Origin of the sequence: Streptomyces sp. NPDC007872 (genome assembly GCF_042868165.1) — a bacterium.
GTDB lineage: Bacteria > Actinomycetota > Actinomycetes > Streptomycetales > Streptomycetaceae > Streptomyces.
Genome location: NZ_JBIAEA010000002.1, coordinates 651,706 through 668,966, shown reverse-complemented (window position 1 = coordinate 668,966; position 17,261 = coordinate 651,706). Strand labels below are relative to the sequence as shown.

13 protein-coding genes and 1 pseudogene are annotated in these 17,261 nt (G+C 73.9%); 8 read left to right on the top strand and 6 right to left on the bottom strand.

The genetic code is table 11. The features are described from left to right. Window positions 1-123: 123 nt before the first annotated feature. A complete protein-coding gene (locus ACFYNX_RS08200) occupies window positions 124-1,284 on the top strand; it encodes a hypothetical protein (RefSeq protein WP_388658936.1) in 1,161 nt (386 codons plus the stop codon). A 287-nt stretch (window positions 1,285-1,571) separates the two neighbouring features. Here ACFYNX_RS08200 and ACFYNX_RS08195 read toward each other — a convergent pair whose 3' ends face one another. After that, on the bottom strand, window positions 1,572-2,426 hold the full coding sequence (locus ACFYNX_RS08195) for a MaoC/PaaZ C-terminal domain-containing protein (RefSeq protein ID WP_388658933.1): 855 nt from the start codon (window positions 2,424-2,426) through the stop codon (window positions 1,572-1,574). Window positions 2,427-2,720: 294 nt separating this feature from the next. Here ACFYNX_RS08195 and ACFYNX_RS08190 point away from each other — a divergent pair, with 294 nt between their 5' ends. The 3 genes from ACFYNX_RS08190 to ACFYNX_RS08180 are packed head-to-tail and all read left to right on the top strand — an operon-like array spanning window position 2,721 to window position 5,640. After that, a complete protein-coding gene (locus tag ACFYNX_RS08190; protein ID WP_388658931.1) occupies window positions 2,721-3,677 on the top strand; it encodes an ATP-binding cassette domain-containing protein in 957 nt (318 codons plus the stop codon). Further along, window positions 3,674-4,396: an ABC transporter permease gene (locus ACFYNX_RS08185; RefSeq protein ID WP_388658928.1), complete on the top strand. Its 723-nt coding sequence runs from the start codon at window positions 3,674-3,676 to the stop codon at window positions 4,394-4,396. The genes ACFYNX_RS08190 and ACFYNX_RS08185 overlap by 4 nt, the downstream gene beginning before the upstream one ends. Before the next feature lie 35 nt (window positions 4,397-4,431). Continuing rightward, entirely contained in the window at window positions 4,432-5,640 is a 1,209-nt protein-coding gene (locus tag ACFYNX_RS08180) for a sensor histidine kinase (RefSeq protein ID WP_388658925.1), read from the top strand. Between the two features lie 8 nt (window positions 5,641-5,648). Here ACFYNX_RS08180 and ACFYNX_RS08175 read toward each other — a convergent pair whose 3' ends face one another. Next, window positions 5,649-6,479: a glycoside hydrolase domain-containing protein gene (locus ACFYNX_RS08175; RefSeq protein ID WP_125663531.1), complete on the bottom strand. Its 831-nt coding sequence runs from the start codon at window positions 6,477-6,479 to the stop codon at window positions 5,649-5,651. A gap of 106 nt (window positions 6,480-6,585) precedes the next feature. Between ACFYNX_RS08175 and ACFYNX_RS08170 the strand changes: the two genes are divergently transcribed. After that, complete coding sequence (locus tag ACFYNX_RS08170; RefSeq protein WP_365538942.1) at window positions 6,586-7,218, top strand: response regulator transcription factor; 633 nt, start codon at window positions 6,586-6,588, stop codon at window positions 7,216-7,218. A gap of 211 nt (window positions 7,219-7,429) precedes the next feature. Here the strand turns inward: ACFYNX_RS08170 and ACFYNX_RS08165 are convergent. Both ACFYNX_RS08165 and ACFYNX_RS08160 read right to left on the bottom strand, forming a co-directional pair. Continuing rightward, a pseudogene (locus ACFYNX_RS08165) lies at window positions 7,430-7,531 on the bottom strand (DUF6891 domain-containing protein); the annotation flags it as partial. Between the two features lie 101 nt (window positions 7,532-7,632). After that, entirely contained in the window at window positions 7,633-9,081 is a 1,449-nt protein-coding gene (locus ACFYNX_RS08160; protein ID WP_388658922.1) for an MFS transporter, read from the bottom strand. A gap of 189 nt (window positions 9,082-9,270) precedes the next feature. Here ACFYNX_RS08160 and ACFYNX_RS08155 point away from each other — a divergent pair, with 189 nt between their 5' ends. From ACFYNX_RS08155 to ACFYNX_RS08145, 3 genes are all read left to right on the top strand, one after another. Beyond that, entirely contained in the window at window positions 9,271-9,396 is a 126-nt protein-coding gene (locus ACFYNX_RS08155; protein WP_388658919.1) for a hypothetical protein, read from the top strand. 80 nt (window positions 9,397-9,476) lie between these two features. Then, entirely contained in the window at window positions 9,477-10,058 is a 582-nt protein-coding gene (locus ACFYNX_RS08150; RefSeq protein ID WP_388658916.1) for a hypothetical protein, read from the top strand. Between the two features lie 73 nt (window positions 10,059-10,131). After that, window positions 10,132-10,536: a DUF4259 domain-containing protein gene (locus ACFYNX_RS08145; protein WP_388658913.1), complete on the top strand. Its 405-nt coding sequence runs from the start codon at window positions 10,132-10,134 to the stop codon at window positions 10,534-10,536. Between the two features lie 64 nt (window positions 10,537-10,600). Here the strand turns inward: ACFYNX_RS08145 and ACFYNX_RS08140 are convergent, their stop codons facing one another. Together ACFYNX_RS08140 and ACFYNX_RS08135 are read right to left on the bottom strand one after the other, a co-directional pair. Next, window positions 10,601-11,884, bottom strand: a complete 1,284-nt coding sequence (locus ACFYNX_RS08140; RefSeq protein ID WP_388658911.1) for a hypothetical protein — start codon at window positions 11,882-11,884, stop codon at window positions 10,601-10,603. Window positions 11,885-12,026: 142 nt separating this feature from the next. Continuing rightward, window positions 12,027-16,955, bottom strand: a complete 4,929-nt coding sequence (locus ACFYNX_RS08135) for a ricin-type beta-trefoil lectin domain protein (protein WP_388658908.1) — start codon at window positions 16,953-16,955, stop codon at window positions 12,027-12,029. Window positions 16,956-17,261: the final 306 nt, after the last annotated feature.

Genomic DNA, 17,261 nt, shown 5'->3' with positions numbered 1-17,261 from the left:
CACACCCGCCCTCCCGCGCTCAGCAGAACCGCCGGACGGCCACCCTTATGTGTGAAGTGAGCGGGCTCGTGTTGTTCGGCTGGAAGTGCGAAAACTAGCTTCGTCGCCGGAGGTGACGAGTCGATGACAGCGTGTGCCATCGAGACGACGGCCGAGGACGACGACCGCGAAGGGAAGTACGGCGGGGGCACCGGCCGGCCGGCGGGGTTCACGGCCACGGCGAACGGCGCGTACGCGGCCAGGCTCGCGGGCGCCGGGGACGCCCTGTACGTGGAGAGGTGGACCCTCGACGGCCCGGAGCCGTACGCCGTGCCGCTCCCGCTCGACCAGCCGGAGGACCCGGGCGCCCAGCTCCTGCCCCTCGCGGACGGCCGGGTCCTCGTCTGCCGCCGCGTGGACGGGCGGCGGCACTCCTTCTCCCTGCTCTACCCCACAGGACCGGCCACCGGGGAGCTCCGGCTCGGCTCGGTGGAGGCGCCCGGATCCGAGGGGCTCGTCCTGCTCCCGCCCTCGCCGGACGGCATCTGCGCGTACGCGATGTGCGTCGGCCCCGAGACCACGACGCTGTGGCTGGTGGCGGGCGGGGCGTTCGGCCCCGAGCAGGTGGCGGAGGTCCGGGGCCGGTGTTCGGGCGGGGTGTGGCTCGACCGCACGGGCCGGATGCTCGCCCTGGACCGGCGGCTCGGCGACGGGCCCGTGAAGGCGGTCGCCGTCGACCTGGAGCGGGGCGGCGAGGTGACGCCGCTGCTCCAGATCACCGAGGAGAGCGACGACCGGCTGCTGCTCGCGGACCCGGACAGCGGGCTGCTCCTGATCCGCTCCGACGCGCCGTCGCCGGGCCACCACCGGCTCGGCTGGGGCGTCCTCGGCAGCCTGCTCCCGGTGCGCTTCCCGGACTGCCTGCGGCTGGACGACGCGGCGGTGACGCCGTTCGCCGTGCAGCCGGGGCAGGTGCTCGTGCCGGAGGGCTGCGCGGTGGCACTGCGGATCGACGCGGCGGCCGGGAGCTGGGTGGGGACCTGGCGGCCCTCGTCCCGCCGGATGGACCAGTTGGCGGCTCCCCAGGGCTGGCTGGCGGGCGCGGGCCTGTGGACCGCCGGGGGCGTGCTGCGGCTGCCGTACGCGACGCCGGGGACGCCGTGCGGGCTCGCGGCCCTGGAGCCGCCGCCCGAACCGGATCCCGTGCCGGAGCCGGAGCCGGTGACGGCCTCCGAGGAGCCCCGGGTGTGCCGTCCCGTACCGCTCCAGCAGGCTCCCCTCACGGACCGGCGGCCCGCTGGCTAGACTCTCGGGCCGCACGGCAGGAACGATTTATACGGGGTGAGTTGCAGCATGTCGGAAGCGAACACGGAGGGTACGGAGCCGCACGGCTCCGGGCGGCATCGTGGTGAGGCCTCGCCGGCGGAGGACTCCTCGTCCTCCCCGCACGGCCGCCACCGCCGCGAACCCGACGCCCAGTGACCGGGGCGTCCGGTCGACCGGGCGCGTGCGACGAGTCGGAGGGCCCCGGGGACACCCCGGGGCCCTCCCGCGTTCCCGGCCGCCCTGGGTCGTGACCTGCCGGACAGGTCCTACGCGTGTTCCACGAAGGTGTCGGCGAGTACGGGGGCGTCGTCGCGCTCCGCCGCCGCGACCGTCGCCTGGGTGCCGCCCTCCACGGTCCACATCCGGACGCGCAGGGTCTCGCCGGGGAAGACGACCCCGGCGAAGCGGGTGCGGTAGGCGCGGACGCGGGTGACGTCCCCGTCGAGCAGGGTGTCCACGACGGCCTTGAGGGTCATCCCGTAGGTGCAGAGCCCGTGCAGGATGGGCCGGTCGAATCCGGCGAGGGCCGCGAACTCCGGGTCGGCGTGCAGGGGGTTCCAGTCGCCGGAGAGGCGGTAGAGCAGGGCCTGCTCCTCGCGCACGTGCCGCTCCACGGTCCGGTCGGGCTCGCGGTCGGGCAGGGGGAGCCGGTCGGAGGGGCCCCGGTCGCCGCCCCAGCCGCCCTCGCCGCGCACGAAGATCTGGGCGTCGCTCGTCCACAGCGGGCCGTCGGCGTCGGCGGTCTCGGAGCGCAGGACGAGGACGGCGGCCTTGCCCTTGTCGTGGACGGCGGCGACGCGGGAGGTGGAGACGGCGCGCCCGCCGGCGGGGAGGGGACGGTGGAGGGTGATCGACTGGGCGCCGTGCAGGACGCTCATGAGGTCGACGTCGACGCCGGGGGCGGAGAGTCCGTCGACGATCCCCATGCCGCCGCCCGCGACGGTGGCGAAGCTGGGCAGGACGTGCAGCCGGGACTCCAGGGTGTAGCGGAGTTCGGCGGGGTCGGTGGCGGGCGTGCCCGCGCCGAGGCCGAGGTGGTAGAGCTGGACGTCCTTGTGGTCCCAGGCGATCTCGGTGCTGCGGGGTTCGGCGGCGACGGCCTTGGCTGCGTCGATGGGCATCGGGCTGCTGCTCCTCACGGGGTCGCCCCGGAACGCGGTCGGTCCGCACGCGGTCGGTCCGCACGGGATCGGTTCCCACGCGGTCGGTTCGCACGCGGTCGGTCCGCACGCGATCGACATAGAACGCGTTCCAGTTTGGTGGCCCTCCTGTATAGCCGAGGCGGCAGGGCTTGGGAACCCTCGCCGACGGCACGCCGGAACCCCTGCGGGATCGACCCCCAGGACATTTGTCACCGTCGGACGCGTACATAACGGCCTACCGGAACGCCCCTCACTCTCCGTAACGTCGTGGTCATGAAGCAGCAGGAGCAGGAGAAGAAGGATCCGACCGGAGCGCCCGCGATCGCCTTCCGGGCCGTGACCAGGGCATACGGCGCCGTCCGCGCCACCGACGGGCTCGACCTCGCTGTGCGGCAGGGCGAGACCGTGGCGCTGCTCGGGCGGAACGGCGCGGGCAAGTCCACCGCCATCGGCCTGCTCCTCGGCCTCGACGAGCCCGACGACGGCCGGGTCGAGCTCTTCGGCGGGCCGCCGGCCCGGGCCGTCGCGGCCGGCCGGGTGGGGGCGATGCTCCAGGAGGGCCGGCCGGTCCCCCGGGTCACGGTCCGCGAGCTGGTCGGCTTCGTCGCCCGCACCTACCCGGCCCCGATGCCGGTCGCGGAGGCCCTGGCGCTCGCCGGTCTGACCGGCCTCTCCGACCGCCGCGTGGACCGGCTCTCCGGCGGTCAGGTCCAGCGGGTCCGGTTCGCCGTCGCCCTCGCCGGGAACCCGGAGCTGATCGTCCTGGACGAGCCGACGGCCGCCCTCGACGTCGAGGCCCGGCAGGAGTTCTGGGACGCGATGCGCGGCTACGCCCGCCGGGGCAACACCGTCCTGTTCTCCACCCACTACCTGGAGGAGGCCGACGCGTACGCGGACCGGATCGTCGTCCTCGACGCCGGCCGGGTCGCCGCCGACGGCACCAGCGAGCAGCTCAAGCGGACGGTCGGCGGCGGCCTGGTCTCCTTCGACCTGGCCGGCGGCCCGACCGACTGGCTCGACGCGCTGCCGGGCGTGACCTCGTACGAGATACGGGGCGACCGCGCCCGGCTCCGCACCGCCGACCCCGACGCGACGGTCCGGGCGCTCGCGGAGCGGGACGCGATCCGGGGCCTGGAGGTAGCCCCGGCCTCCCTGAACGACACCTTCCTCGCCCTCACCCGCAGGACCTCCGCCCCGAAGCCGCTCACGCCCCTGGAGACGACCCGATGATCACCGCGTACGTAAGCCTCGAAGTGCGCCGCACCCTGCGCGACACCGGATTCGCGATCTCGACGGTCGGCGTCCCGGTGCTGATGTACCTCCTCTTCACCAACCTCGGCGGCGCGAACGACAGCGCGTACCGGACGGCCGCGATGGTCGGCATGGCGGCGTACGGGGCGCTGGGCGCCGCGCTCTCGCTCGGCACCGGGGTCGCCGAGGACAAGTCCACCGGCTGGCTGCGGCAGTTGAGGATCACCCCGATGACGCCCCGGCAGGTGGTGACGGGCCGGGCCCTGACCGGTTCGGTGGTCGTCCTTCCCGCCCTCACGGGGGTGCTGCTCGCGGGCGGTCTCGCCAACGGGGTGCGGATGGCGGCCTGGCAGTGGGCGGCGGTCGCCGTCACGCTGTGGCTCGGCTCGCTCCCCTTCACGCTGCTCGGCATCGGCAACGGCTACCGGCTCACGGCCCAGACCACCGGCGCCGTGAACGTCGCCTGCAACCTGGGGCTCGCGGTCGTCGGCGGCCTGTGGTTCCCGGTCGCGCTCTTCCCCGACTGGCTCCGGACGCTCTCGGAGTACACGCCGACGAACCGGTTCGCGGAGCTGGGCGTGGCGGTGACGGACGGGCGGGCGCCGGGGGCGGCGGCCCTGGCGGTGCTCGCCGGGTGGGCGGCGCTGTTCGGCGCGTACGCGGCGGTCTCGTACCGTCGTTCGGCACGGACGGCGTGACGGACGCGGAAGCACGAGAGGACACGGGGGCATCCATGGAGATCTGGCGGCGGCGGAGGGAGAGGCTGCGCGAGCGGGGGCCGAGCGGGCTCAGTCTGCTCCCCTGGCTCCTCATGGGCCTGGGCGCGCTCTCGCACCTGCTCGGCGGCGAGGCCCCGAACCCGTGGATCGGCGGCCTGGGCCTGCTCGCCTTCAACTCCCTGTACATCGCGATCGTCCTGCGCGCCTTCGACCCGCGCGTCCGGGAGGCGCCGCTGACCTGGTGGCTGCTCGGCGCGCTCGCGGCGCTCACCTTCGGGCTCGCGATCGGCTACGGCCGGGAGTGGCTGCTGCTCTTCCCGCTCCTGGGCCTGGCGGTGGGGGCGGTGGTGCGGCGCGGGAGGCTGCTGTCCCGGATCACCTTCCCGCTGGTCGCCGGGGTGGCGGCGGTGACGTTCTGGCGGGACGGCTGGGACTCGTTCGGGGTCGTGTACGGGACGTTCATCTCGGTGATGGTGACGGCGGCGATCCTCGCCCTGAACGAGACGGTCCGCGAGCTCCGGGCGACCCGGGAGGAGTTGGCGCGGACGGCGGTGGAGAAGGAGCGGCTGCGGTTCTCGCGCGACCTCCACGACCTCCTGGGCCACACGCTCTCGGTGATCGTGGTGAAGTCGGAGGCCGCCAGGCGGCTCGCCCCGCGCGACCTGGACGCGGCCCTGGCGCAGGTCGCGGACATCGAGTCGGTGGGCAGACAGGCACTGACCGAGATCCGCGAGGCGGTGACCGGCTACCGGGAGGGCAGTCTGGCGGCCGAGCTGGACCGGGCGCGCGACGCGCTCTCCTCGGCGGGCATCGAGCCGGTCGTGCGCCGCTCGGGGCCGCTCCTGGAACCGGCGGCGGAGGCGCTGTTCGGCTGGGTGGTGCGGGAGTCGGTGACGAACGCGGTGCGGCACAGCGGGGCGTCCCGCTGCGTCGTCGAGGTCTCCGGCCCGGCGGCCGGCCGGGCCCGTCTGACGGTCACCGACGACGGCCGGGGCGACGGGCCCCCGGGGCCGGGGGCCGCAGCGCCGGGGCCGGACGGCCCCGGCAGCGGGCTGCGCGGCCTGCGCGAGCGGCTCGCGGCGGCGGGCGGCACGCTGGAGTCGGGACCGGCCCCGGGCGGCGGGTTCAGGGTCGTGGCGGAACTCCCCGTGGAGGCCACCGGACCGGGAACCGGACCCGTATCGGGGGCCGGCCCCGGAGAGGTGCGGACCGGCCGCTGCTGACGGGCCGGTCAGCCGACGATGGCGACCGGGGCGTCCCAGGCGTTGCGGTCGACGTTGATGGTGTGACCGCCGCGGGTCTCCTTGCTGTTGGCCTTGTACTGGTGGCCGCGGCTGTGGTCGGTGTACAGCTTCGGGTCCCAGGGCCAGTCCTTGGTGGTGGTCTCCTGGTCGTTCCACAGGGCGTACCAGAGGTTGCCCGGCAGGTCGGTGCGGTCCTTGGCGGTGGCGATCGCCTTGGCGCCGGAGGTGCTGAAGCCGTAGAGGCCGGCGCGGTAGGTCTTGGCGCGCAGGGTCTTGGTGAAGGAGCGCACGTAGGCGAGGGTGGCGTCGTTGCAGGCCTTGTCGGCGATGTCGTACGACTCCATGTTGAGGTAGATCGGGCTGCCGGGCTTCATGCCGAGCGCCGCGGCCCTGGCGATCGCGTCGTTGGCGTTGGCGGCCCCGACCGAGGCGGCGGTGGCCGCGGTGAACCGCTCCTTGTTGAGGCTCTTCTGGCAGGGCGGCTGGGCGCCGACGTACAGGGGGATGATCCGCCAGCCGAGCGTGTCGACCGACTTCACCCAGGGCTTGGTGAGGTTGGGCTGGGCGCAGCCGCGGTTCTTGCCGCCGATGTAGACGGCGACGCCGCCGTAGTAGGCGTCCTTCTTCCAGGCCGTCATCGCGGCGAGCGAGGGCGCGGTGCAGGCGTCGAACGCCCGGCCGGTGTAGGTCTTCTGCGCGGGCCACGCGGGCGCGGCCATCGAGGTCTGCGCCGCGATCCCGGCACCGGCGACGACGGCGGCGCCGGTCGTCGCCAGGGCGATGTAGCGGCCTCTTCTGGACAACCGGTGCTTCGGCATTTCCCCACCCCACACGTACGAAGTTCCACGGATTCCGGCCCCGTCCCCCCGGGGCGCGATCACCTTATCCCGGCCCGTCCGCCCTACCCTGTTCCCCGTGACCGAGATGCCGCGGGACCACCGCCCGGGAAAGTCCGTGAGAGTCCTGCTCGCCGAGGACCAGGGGATGATGCGCGGGGCGCTGGCCCTGCTGCTCGGCATGGAGCCGGACATCGAGGTGGTCGCGCAGGTCGGGCGCGGGGACGAGATCGTGGACGCGGCGCTCGGGGCGCGGCCGGACGTGGCGCTGCTCGACATCGAGCTGCCGGGGCGCTCGGGGCTCGACGCGGCGGCGGACCTGCGGGACGAGGTGCCGGACTGCCGGGTCCTCATCCTGACGACGTTCGGCCGGCCGGGCTATCTGCGGCGGGCGATGGAGGCGGGGGCGGCCGGGTTCCTGGTGAAGGACGGACCGGTGGAGGAGCTGGCCGAGGCGGTCCGCAAGGTCCTGCGGGGCGAGACGGTCGTCGACCCGGCGCTCGCGGCGGCGGCCCTCGGCGCGGGCCCGAACCCCCTGACGGCCCGCGAACGGGACGCCCTGGCGGCCTCGGTGGACGGCGCGACGATCGCGGACATCGCGGCCGCCCTGCACCTCTCGGAGTCCACGGTCCGCAACTACCTGTCCTCCGCGATCGGCAAGACGGGCACCCGCAACCGCATGGAGGCGGTGCGGGCGGCGCGCCGGCAGGGCTGGCTCTGAACCCGCGCGGTGCGACGACCGCCACGCCGGGGGTCGTACGAGCGGCGGCGGCTCCGCGCGGACACATGTGCAAGTCCGGCGGGCGGCGGTCCGCGCCTGAACGGTACGGCTCGCGGGCGGGGCCTGGACCGTACGGCTCGCGGGCCGCGCCTGAACCGTACGTACGGCTCGCAGGCCGCGGCGGCCGATACGGCCGGCTCGCGGCCCGTCTCTAGCCGACGAGGCGGCGGCGCCAGTCCAGGGGCGTGACGGTGACGGCCCGGCCGGGGTCGCCGTCCCACTCGGTGGGGAGGCCGACCGCGGCGAGGGCGGCCGGTTACCCGGCGGACACGCGGACGTGCCGCTCCCCGTTCTCCGTACGCACCACGATGTCGAGCATGCGCAGACTCTGCCACGCCCCTCTGACAGGCACCCTCAGGGATGTTCGGCGTCCCGGCGCCCGGACCTCGGCAGCCAGAGCAGCATCAGGACGGTCGCGCCGAGCAGGATCGACGCGGAGACGCGGAAGGCGGCCGCGTAGCCGGAGGTGAGGGCGGCCGGGTCGGGGGTGCCGTGGGCCGGGCCGGTGACGGCGGCGGCGACGGTGGAGAGGGTCGCGAGGCCGAGGGCGCCGCCCATGGTGCGGGAGGTGTTGACGAGGCCGGAGACGAGGCCCGCGTCGCCGGGGGCGACGCTGGAGGTGGCGAGGGTGGCCAGCGGGGTGGTGGCCAGGCCGATGCCGCCCATCATGAGGATGCCGGGGCCCAGGATCGTCGTCAGGAAGGTGCCGTCGACGCCCATCGTGGACTGCCAGGCGAAGCCGGAGGCGGCGACGAGGGCGCCGATGACGGCGAGGGTGCGGGCGCCGAGGGCGGGCATCAGGCGGGGCGCGAGCTTGGAGCCCAGGACGACGGCGAGGGAGCTGGGGACGAGGGCGAGGCCGGCCTGGAGCGGGGTGTAGCCGAGGACGTTCTGCGCGTACACCGTCATGAAGAACCACATGCCGAAGGAGCTCGAACCGAAGAGCAGGATGGCGGTGTTGGCCGCGGACACCGTGCGCGTGCGGAAGATCTTCAGGGGCATCAGCGGGGCCGCCGCGCGGGCTTCGACCAGGACGAACAGGGCGAGCAGGACGAGCGCGCCGAGGAGCGTGAGCAGGGTCCTGGGGTCGCCCCAGCCCGCCTCCTCGGTCTGGACGATGCCGTACGCGAGGGTGGCGAGCCCGCCGGTGACGAGGACCGCGCCCGGCAGGTCGAGGCGGCGGCCGGTGCCGGGGCGGCTCTCGCGGAGCCAGAGGAGGGCGCCGGTGAGGACGAGGGCGCCGATGGGGACGTTGACGAGGAGGACCCAGCGCCAGGAGAGCAGGTCGACGAGGACGCCGCCGACGAAGCCGCCCGCCGCGCCGCCGGCCGCGCCGACCGCCGTCCAGGTGCCGATGGCCCGGGTCCTGGCGGGCCCGGGGGTGACCGCGCCGGTGACCAGGGTCAGGGTGGCGGGTGACAGGACGGCGGCGCCGAGCCCCTGCACGGCCCGCCCGGCGACGAGCTGCCAGCCCTCCTGCGCGAGCCCGCCCGCGACGGACCCGGCGGTGAACACGGCGAGCCCGAGCAGGAACATCGCCTTGCGCCCGTAGAGGTCGGCGGCCCGCCCGCCGAGCAGCATGAACCCGGCGAAGGCGATCGAGTACGCGTTGAGCACCCACTGCAGACCGAGCGCCGAGAGCCCGAGGTCGGCCCGCAGCGACGGCAGCGCGACGTTCACGACGGAGACGTCGAGCACGACGAGGAACTGCCCGGCACAAGCGACCAGAACGACCGCCCAGGCGCGGGCCGCGGGAACGGGAGGGGCGGGGGACGTACGGGAGACGGAGTCGGTCTGCGACATGACGGTCATGGTCGCAGAGGCCTCCGGCCCCGTACATATGCCGGAAGCCCTACGACCGGGGACCGACGGCGCCGGGGCGTTGTGGGAGGGAGACGGCCGTCTCGGCGTCCCGGTCGCGGCGCGGCGTTCCGGCGGGGACGTCCCGAAGACGTGGAGAAGCCCCTCCGGGGCCGCCCGACGGGGCTTTCCGTGTCGCTTCTGCCCCGGCTCGGCCCCTCGGGCACCCACGAGGACCTGCTCCACCGCGTCGGGCTCATGGGCCTGACCCGCCCCGCCCGCTGGGAGGACCCGCACTGGCCCGGCTCCTACGCCTGAGCCGGCCCGCCGCGCCCCGGACGCCCGGGCCCACTCGTGACAGCATCGTCGCGGGGACCGGGCCGTACGCGGGAGGGAACATGGGCGCGAACTGGTCGGCACTGTTGATCGCGGTGGTCGGCGTGGCGGGAACGCTGGGAGCCGCGCTCCTGACGCAGGTCCGCGCGGACCGCACCAAACGCATGGAGCTCCGGGCCGCCGCCGACCAGCGGCGTGAGGAACGCGACCACGCCGAGGAACTGCTCCGGGCGGAGCGGGCCCTGCAGAAACAGCGCGAGAACCTGGAGCTCCGTCGCACCTGCTACATCAGGCTGAACACCGCCGCGCGCCAGTACCTGACGGAGATGACCAACCACCTCCACGCACTGGCGCGCGGCGAGGACGTCGTCGCGTCCCTGGAGAACCTGGAGGCGGCCAGACTGGCCTACCGGGACAGCTACGCGGAGGCCCAGATGATCGTCCCGGACGTGGTGTCGCGCCCCTCCGGCGCGGCCAAGTCGCGCTTGAACGAGGCCTACGGAAAGCTCAGGAAGTACGCGGCGGACCCCACCGCGTACGCGGCCGAACTGCGGACGACGGAGGCCGAACTCCATCAGGACGTCTGGCCCTGCGTGAGCGCGATGAAGAAGGCCATACGCGCCGACCTGGGCGTCGAGGACTGAGCGGACCACCCGTTGTCAGTGGGGCCTGCCACGATCTCCACGAGTCCGGACGACGACGGAGAGCGAGTACGCCATGGGTACCTGGGACATCGGCCCCTTCGACAACGACACCGCCGCCGACTTCTCCTACCGGGTGGACGGGGCCCCGGTGGAGAAGAAGGCGGAGGTGCTGCGCGGGACCTTCCGGGAGGTGGTAGGCACCGGCGGTGCGTACCTCGACGCGGACCTGGCGGTGGAGGCGATCGCCTCGGCGGCCCTCCTCGCGGCGCAGTGCCCCGGCGGGGAGCCGGTCACCACGTCGTACGGCCCGAAGGAGCCGCTGCCCGTGTTTCCGGCCGCACTCCGTCCGGAGGCCGTGGCGGCCCTGGACCGCGTGCTCGTCGAGCCGTCCGAGCTGCTGGAGTTGTGGGAGGAGTCGGACGGGGAGGAGTGGAAGGCGGGGACGCGGAGGCTGCGGGCGGTCCTGGCGGGAGCGTGAGAGCCGCCCGGAACGCCTCCCGACCGCGCGAAGGCGGCCCGCCGTGCCGGCCCGGAAGCGCGGCTCAGTGGTGCCGGAGCAGTTCGACCCCTTCGGAGACGTGCTCCGCGCCGTAGCCGAAGTGCTCGCACAGGGACAGGTGGCGTGCGTAGCGCTCCTCGGTGAGGTGGACCCGCCGCGTGCCGAGCAGGCGCAGGAGCAGCCGGTAGCCCAGGTCGGGGTCGACCCGTGAGACCACCTCCTCCACCGCCGCCAGCGCGGCCGTGGCGTCCGGCACGCCGGTGAGCAGTGCGGCCGCGTCCCGTACTTCGCTCAGCACCGCGTCCCGCTGCGCGGTGTCGGCCGGCGGGACGGTGTGCCGGTGATCGGGAGCGGCCTCGGCCAGGCGTGCGCGGCACGCGTCGGCGATCGTCCGGAGCCATTCCCGGGGACCGAGACGGAGGTACGCGATGTCGTGGCCCCCTCCGGTGGCCCCGCGCCACAGGGCGGCGATCGTGTCGTCGGACAGCGGCGACTCCAGGAGGCGGAGGGCGTCCACCAGCAGGACCGCTGCCGCGGACCCGGGGGTCTGGGCCGTGTCGTCGGCGGCCGCCGCCCCGCGCAGGCAGTCGTGGGCGGTGGTTCCCGGCCCGTCCCAGGGGAACCACGAGGTGAGCGCGGAGAGGCCGAAGTCGCCCTCCCCGTCCCGCCGGGCCGGGTCGACGGGCGGCCACCGCACCTTCAGACCGTCGTGGACGAGGGGACCGGGCCAACCGAGTCGTGCGCCGATCGCCGTCAGGCGGTCGTACTGGTCCTTCGCCACGGCGACGCGTCGGGTCTTGAGGACGCGCAGCAGGAGACGCAGGCCGAGTTCGGCATCGGCGTGGCGGGCGACCGCGCTCACGGCCTCCGCCAGCGTGGTGGACGCGCCCGCGCTGCTCTCCGGCTCCGTCGCGGGGTCTCCGAGGTCCGGTCTCGAGGCAACCGCCTCCGCGACCACGACCGCCGGGAGTTCCGTCTCCCGCGCCCGCGCGCGTGACCGCTCGGAGGGCGGTGGCGGGTAGGACTCGGCGAGCCGGCTCAGCAGGGCGCGCGTGCCCGCACCGGTGGCGGGCGGGCGGGGGTCGTTCGCGGTGGCGGCCGTCCAGACGGCGTCCAAGGTCTCGTCGGGCAGGCCGGACTCCAGCAGACGGGCCAGGTCCAGGCCGAGTTCCGCCGCGCCCTCGCCGTTGCCCGCCACCTCCGCCGCCAGCCGGAGGACGCGGTCCTCGTCGGGGGGTGCGGGAGAGGACGCGACCCTGCCCGCGAGTGCGCTCAGACCGAAATCGCCCTCGAACAGGAGGCCGTGGTCCTCTTGGTGTCGTGCCATGGCCGGTCTCGTCTCCTCGGTCCGTCGGAAGGGGATGAAGAAGTGGGTCCGCCCGTCGTGAGGACGGGCGGACCCACAGGGAAGTGACCGGGTGCCTCCGCTCGCGGAAGCACCCGGAGGAAACCCGTCGCGGCCGGTCAGGCTACGGCAGCGGGTACGAGGTGAAGACGATGTACCCCTTGTGCCCGCTCTTGCCCGGCAGCCTCTTCAGGACCACGCGGACCTTGTTGCCGGCCGCCGCCGAGGATCCGGACGCGTGGTACACCGTGCCGAGCGAGGCGTACTCGGTCCAGGAACCGTCGATCGGGAACGTGTCCTTGTTGCGCCACTGACCTCGCTTGTTGAGGAAGTTGTCCAGGGCGTCGAAGCTGGCACCCCGCTTCTTGCCGCGCGGGAAGAAGTACTCCGCGAGGACGCGTTCGACGGCCTGCTGCGCGATGTCCCTGTCGGTCCACACCGTGCTGATCGGGGCCAGGCCCTTCCGTTCGTTCTCCTTGGCGAAGTCGACGGCCTGCTGCGGCGTCGGGTTGACGTGCCGGCTCAGGGTGTGCGCTTCGCTGTCGGGGAAGAGCAGCTCGTCGGCGAGGTTCGCGCAGTTGTGCACCAGCAGGTCGCTTGCCCGCGCTCCCTCGGATCGCACGTAGAACGTGTGCGGTCCGTCGACCGTGAGGTCGTACACCCTCTGGCCGACCAGGCCGCCGCGGGTGCGCAGCGCGCCGACGGCGTGCAGCGCACCGTCCGGGGAGCGCAGCCGGTCCCCGGCGCGCAGCTCCGACACGAGCACCCATCCGCGTCCGGCGGTGTGGACACGGTGTCCGGCGGTGCTGGTCAGACGCTGGCCGTCCGCGAAGGAGACGTCCACGAGGCGGTCGGTGTCGTGGGCGTAGGTCGACGTGACCGTCTGCGGGCCGCGGTCGCCGCTGTCCGGGTCCTCGGCCAGGACGCGGTCGCCGCGCCGCACCTCGCTGATCGCCTTGCGGCTGCCGTCCGCCATCAGCACCCGGGTGGTGCCCGGGAAGCTGTTGAGCCTGCAGGACGTGACCATGTCCTCGTAGAGGTTGACCGTGTTCTCGATGCGGGCGAGGGTCGCCGGATCCACGTCCAGCTTCCGCAGCGCGTTGTAGGCGTCGAGGACCCCGACGCCGGTGTTCAGCGCGGCGTCCAGGACCCGGACGGCCTCGGCGACCTTGGCGAACGCCTTGCCGGGGATGAAGTTGCTCGCGGCCCACGCGCAGCCGCCGGCGCTGCCGTGCCAGCAGTCCACGAAGTCCTGGAGCAGGACCGCCTTGAGGATCTGGTACGTGAGGGTCTGCTGGATCAGGTCCCACTTGCTGAAGTAGTGGGTGACCTCCTTCGTCATGCCCTTGAAGCGCTCGGTGGTCAGCAGCAGCGTCTCCGACGACGGGCAGCCGGTGGCGGTGGCCGGGACGTCGGGGTTGAGACACAGGAAGAAGTCGACGTCCACGTCGAACGTCACCTTGAAGGTGACGGTGCAGCCCGTGAAGCCCGGCTCGATGACGCAGTCGTTCTTCTGGTCGGCCTTGGTGACCGTGACGCTCTTCTCGTCGACCACGTAGAACGTGCCGCCGATGCCGGTTCCCGCGCCGGTGGACACCTGCTGGTTGGACTGGGCGCGCTCGGCGGCCTCGGCCGCCGCCTGTGCCTCCTGCGCGTACTTCAGGGCGTCCTCGGCGGCCTTCTCCGCCTCGGCCGCGGCGGTGCCGGCGCGGTCGGCGGCGGCGCGCGCGTCCTTGGCGGACTGCTCGGCCCGGGAGGCGGCCTGGCGGGCGCCCTCGGCGTCGAGGGCGGCCTGGTCGGCGGAGTCGCGGGCCGCGCGGGCGTGGCCCTCGGCGCGGCCGGCGGCCCGGTCGGCGGCGGCCGCGTCCTCGGCGGCCCTGCGGTCGTACTCGACGGTGCGGGCCAGTGACTGCGACGCCTTCAGCGCCGCGTCGGCGGCCTCGGCGGCGTAGCCGAGGGCCTCCTTGGCGTAGCCACGGGCGTCCGCCGCGTATCCGGCGGCGTTGGCCGCGTGCACGTACGCCTGCTTGGCGTCGCCCGTGGCCTTGTCCGCGAGGCTCTTGGCGGCCACCGCCTCGGCCTGCGCGTTCTTGGCGTGGGCGTCGGCGACGGCCTTCTGCTGGTCGGCGATCGTCTTCGACGCCTGACCCGTCAGGACCACCAGGCTCGCGGCGGTGTCCGTCTCGGCGTACGGGGAACCGAGCTGGATCGCGTCGTTGGCGGGCTTGGCGACCTGGGAGGCCGCCGCACCGGCTTCCGCCGCCGCGCGGGCGGTGACGTAGGCGAACCCGGCGGCCTTCACCGACGCGGCCCGCGCGGTCGCGGCTTCCTTCGAGGCCGCGTCCGCGTGGGACTTGGCCTCCTTCGCCTTGCGCTGGGCCTCGTCGGCCAGCGCGACCGCCGTACGGGCCTCGGCGGCGGCGTGGTCGGACGCCTTGATGGCGTCGGCGGCGGCGCTGGTCGCGGTCCACACCGCGGCGTCGGCCTTCAGCTTCGCGGCCTGGGCGGCGTCCGCGTTCGCGCGGGACCGCTTGGCGGCGGCCTCGGCGCGGGTGGCCGCGGCGTCCGCCTCGGACGCCGCCCGCGTCGCCGCGTCGGCCTCGCCGCGTGCCCGTCCGGCCGCCGCCTCCGCGTCGTCGGCGTGTGCCGAAGCGGCGTCGGCCGCCTCCCTGGACGCCTTGGCCTGCTCGTCGGACTCGTGGGCCTGGGCGTAGGCCTCCTTCGCGTCGGCCTTGGCACGGGCCGCGTCGGCCTTCTGCTCGGCGTCCCAGGCGTCGTCCCGCTTGGCCTTCGCGTTGTCACGCGCCTTGACCGCGTCGTCCTTGCGCGCGACCGCGGTGGCCTCGGAGGCCTCGGCCGCCTTCCTGGCGTCCTCCGCCTTCACCGCTTCCGCGTCGGCGTTCTTCTTGTGCTGGGCCGCCTCGGACTGCTTGGCGGCGGCGGTGTCCTTCTCCGCCTTCGCCTTGGCCTCCTCGGCCTCGGCCGCGAGCCGTTTGGCGTGCGCGTCGGCCGCGGCGGCCTTGGCGTCGCCCTCGGCCTTCAGGGCGAGGCCGAGCTTGGCCTCGGCCGTCTCCTTGTCCTTCTTGGCGTTGTCCCGGTGCAGCTTGGCCCCGTCGGCCGCCGCCTTCGCCTGCAGTTCGGCGGTGTACGCGGCCTCCTTGCGGAACTCGGCGTTGGCCTGGGCGGTCTGGGCGACGGCCCGCTGGGTGATGGTGGCGCTGTCGGCCGCGGCGGCCCGGGTGGCGGCCTCGGCGGTCTCGCCGGCCTTCACCAGCGCGGTCAGTGCCGCGACGGCTCCCTTGGTGACCTGTGCCTTCTGCCGGCCGACCAGGAGACCGCGGCCGCGCGGGGCACCCGCGGCGTCCGCGATGCCGTACGCGGCCTGCAGGGCCGTGTCGGAGGCGGCGGCCGCCTTCTTGGCCTTCTCCAACTGGGCCTTGACCGCGGCCAGGTGCGTCTTCGCCGCCGCCTGGGCGTCGGTGAGGCCCTTCTTGGCCGCGTCGAACTGCGCCTTGGCCGGCTGGGTGGTGCTGCCGGGGCCCTTCTTCCCGGTCGGCTTGATCAGGTACTTCTGCGCGCTGGTGTCCTTGCAGTCCCACAGCCGCAGGTCCGTGCTCTTGGTGAAGGCGCTCAGGTCCAGGCACTTGCCCGTGGTCAGGCTCTTGAGGACGGACGGGGCGCGGACGTCGGCCTTCCACGACTGGCCCTTGGTGCTGTAGCAGTCCGTGATCTGGATCTTCGTGCCGTTGGCCGAGGCGTTCCCCGCCACGTCCAGGCACTTGAACGAGCCGGTGTTGCGGAGGTGGAGGTCCTCCTCGCTGCCCTCCAGCGTCCACTCCTGCGCGGCGCCGCCGTTGCAGGTGTAGATCTGGACCGGCGTGCCGTTGGTCTTCCCGCCGCCCTGGACGTCCAGGCACATGCCCTTCGCGCCCGGCACCTCGATCACCGTGTAGTCGTCACCGAGCCAGCCCACGCCGCCGGGAGACCAGTGGTCCTGCCAGCGGGTGTAGTAGTCGGCGAGCCAGGACTGGCCGAGGAGCATGCTGAGGGCGTGGGTGCCGTCCTGGAGCGCCTTCGCGGCGTCCTTGCCGGCGGTGAGGATCTGCTGCCGCTGGGCGGTCTGGCCGGCGATCTCCTGCTGCCATTCGGTCGCGGCCTGCGCGACCTGCTTGCCCAGGACCCGGTTCGGGTCGATCGGGTCGTGCCAGCCGCACGCGCTGAAGCGCGCCTTCAGGTCCTCGACCGCGATCCGGAACTCCGGGGTGTCCGGCTCCGGGGCCGTACGGGGGAAGCCGCCGGAGGCGAGGAAGATGCGGGCGTCGTCCGCGAAGACGCGCGGGATGAAGAAGTTGTTCTCCTCGACCTTCCCGGAGTTCTTCTTCCACAGCGCCCACGCCTCCTGCTCCTTCGGCGTCCCGGCGCTGGTGTAGAGCGGGTTGCCGACCGCGAGCGCGGCGGCCTTCGTCTTGTCGTCGGCGAGGGGCGAGGAGTCGTACCAGGGGTTGACCACGTCGATCGACGCCCAGTACCCCTGGGAGAGCCACGGGCTCAGCCCGGTCCGGTCGAAGATCCCGCCCGGGTCCTTCGGCGCGTTGGGGTAGGACTCCAGGTTCGCGGCGCTCGACCACGCGTACCCCTGCTTGCGGACCTTCTCGAGCGCCTCGTCCGTGAGCGTGACGTCGGCGTTGCGGGCCGCGTGCAGCGGGGTCTTGTCGTTGAACAGGTCCCGTTCGAACTGCTTGTGCATCTGGTCGGGCGGCAGGAGCAGGGCATTCTGCGCGAGGGCGAACATGTTGGGGCCGCCCGTGCGCAGGGCGTCCACACCCACGCACTGGTCCTCGCGCAGTTGCTGGGCCGCTTTGGCGTCGTAGCCGTCGTACGAGTCCCCCGTCGCGGCCGCCGGCAGGGCGTCCGGCAGGGCCGGACCCGGCCGGACGCCGAGGCCGGCGAGGACGGCCAGCGCCGCGGTGGTCGTGACGGCGGTGGTGAGGGCGCCGGCGAGGGTGCCGGACGAGCGTGAGCGGGGGCTGAACAACCCCGGTTCGAATCGCAAGGGGGGTTTCCTTCACAGGGAACGAAGGCGGGCAGGAGTGACCCGGGCGACGTTCACAGTGAGCCGGCACCAGGGCATGGCGATGCCGTTCTCCCCCGTGGCGGCGCTGTCCCCCGGCCGCCGATGATGATGTGCGTGCGTCACGACGGGGGTGGTCGGTCCCCGGCGCGCGGCGTTACTTAACCCCGAGTCAACAAAGCTCGGCAAGGGCCGACCGGAGGGTCCGGAACGCGGAACGGAAAACCGTTTGCCGGACACCCCGCGGTCGGCGCCCGCAATCCCCGAGGTCACGTCCGGTGCAACCTG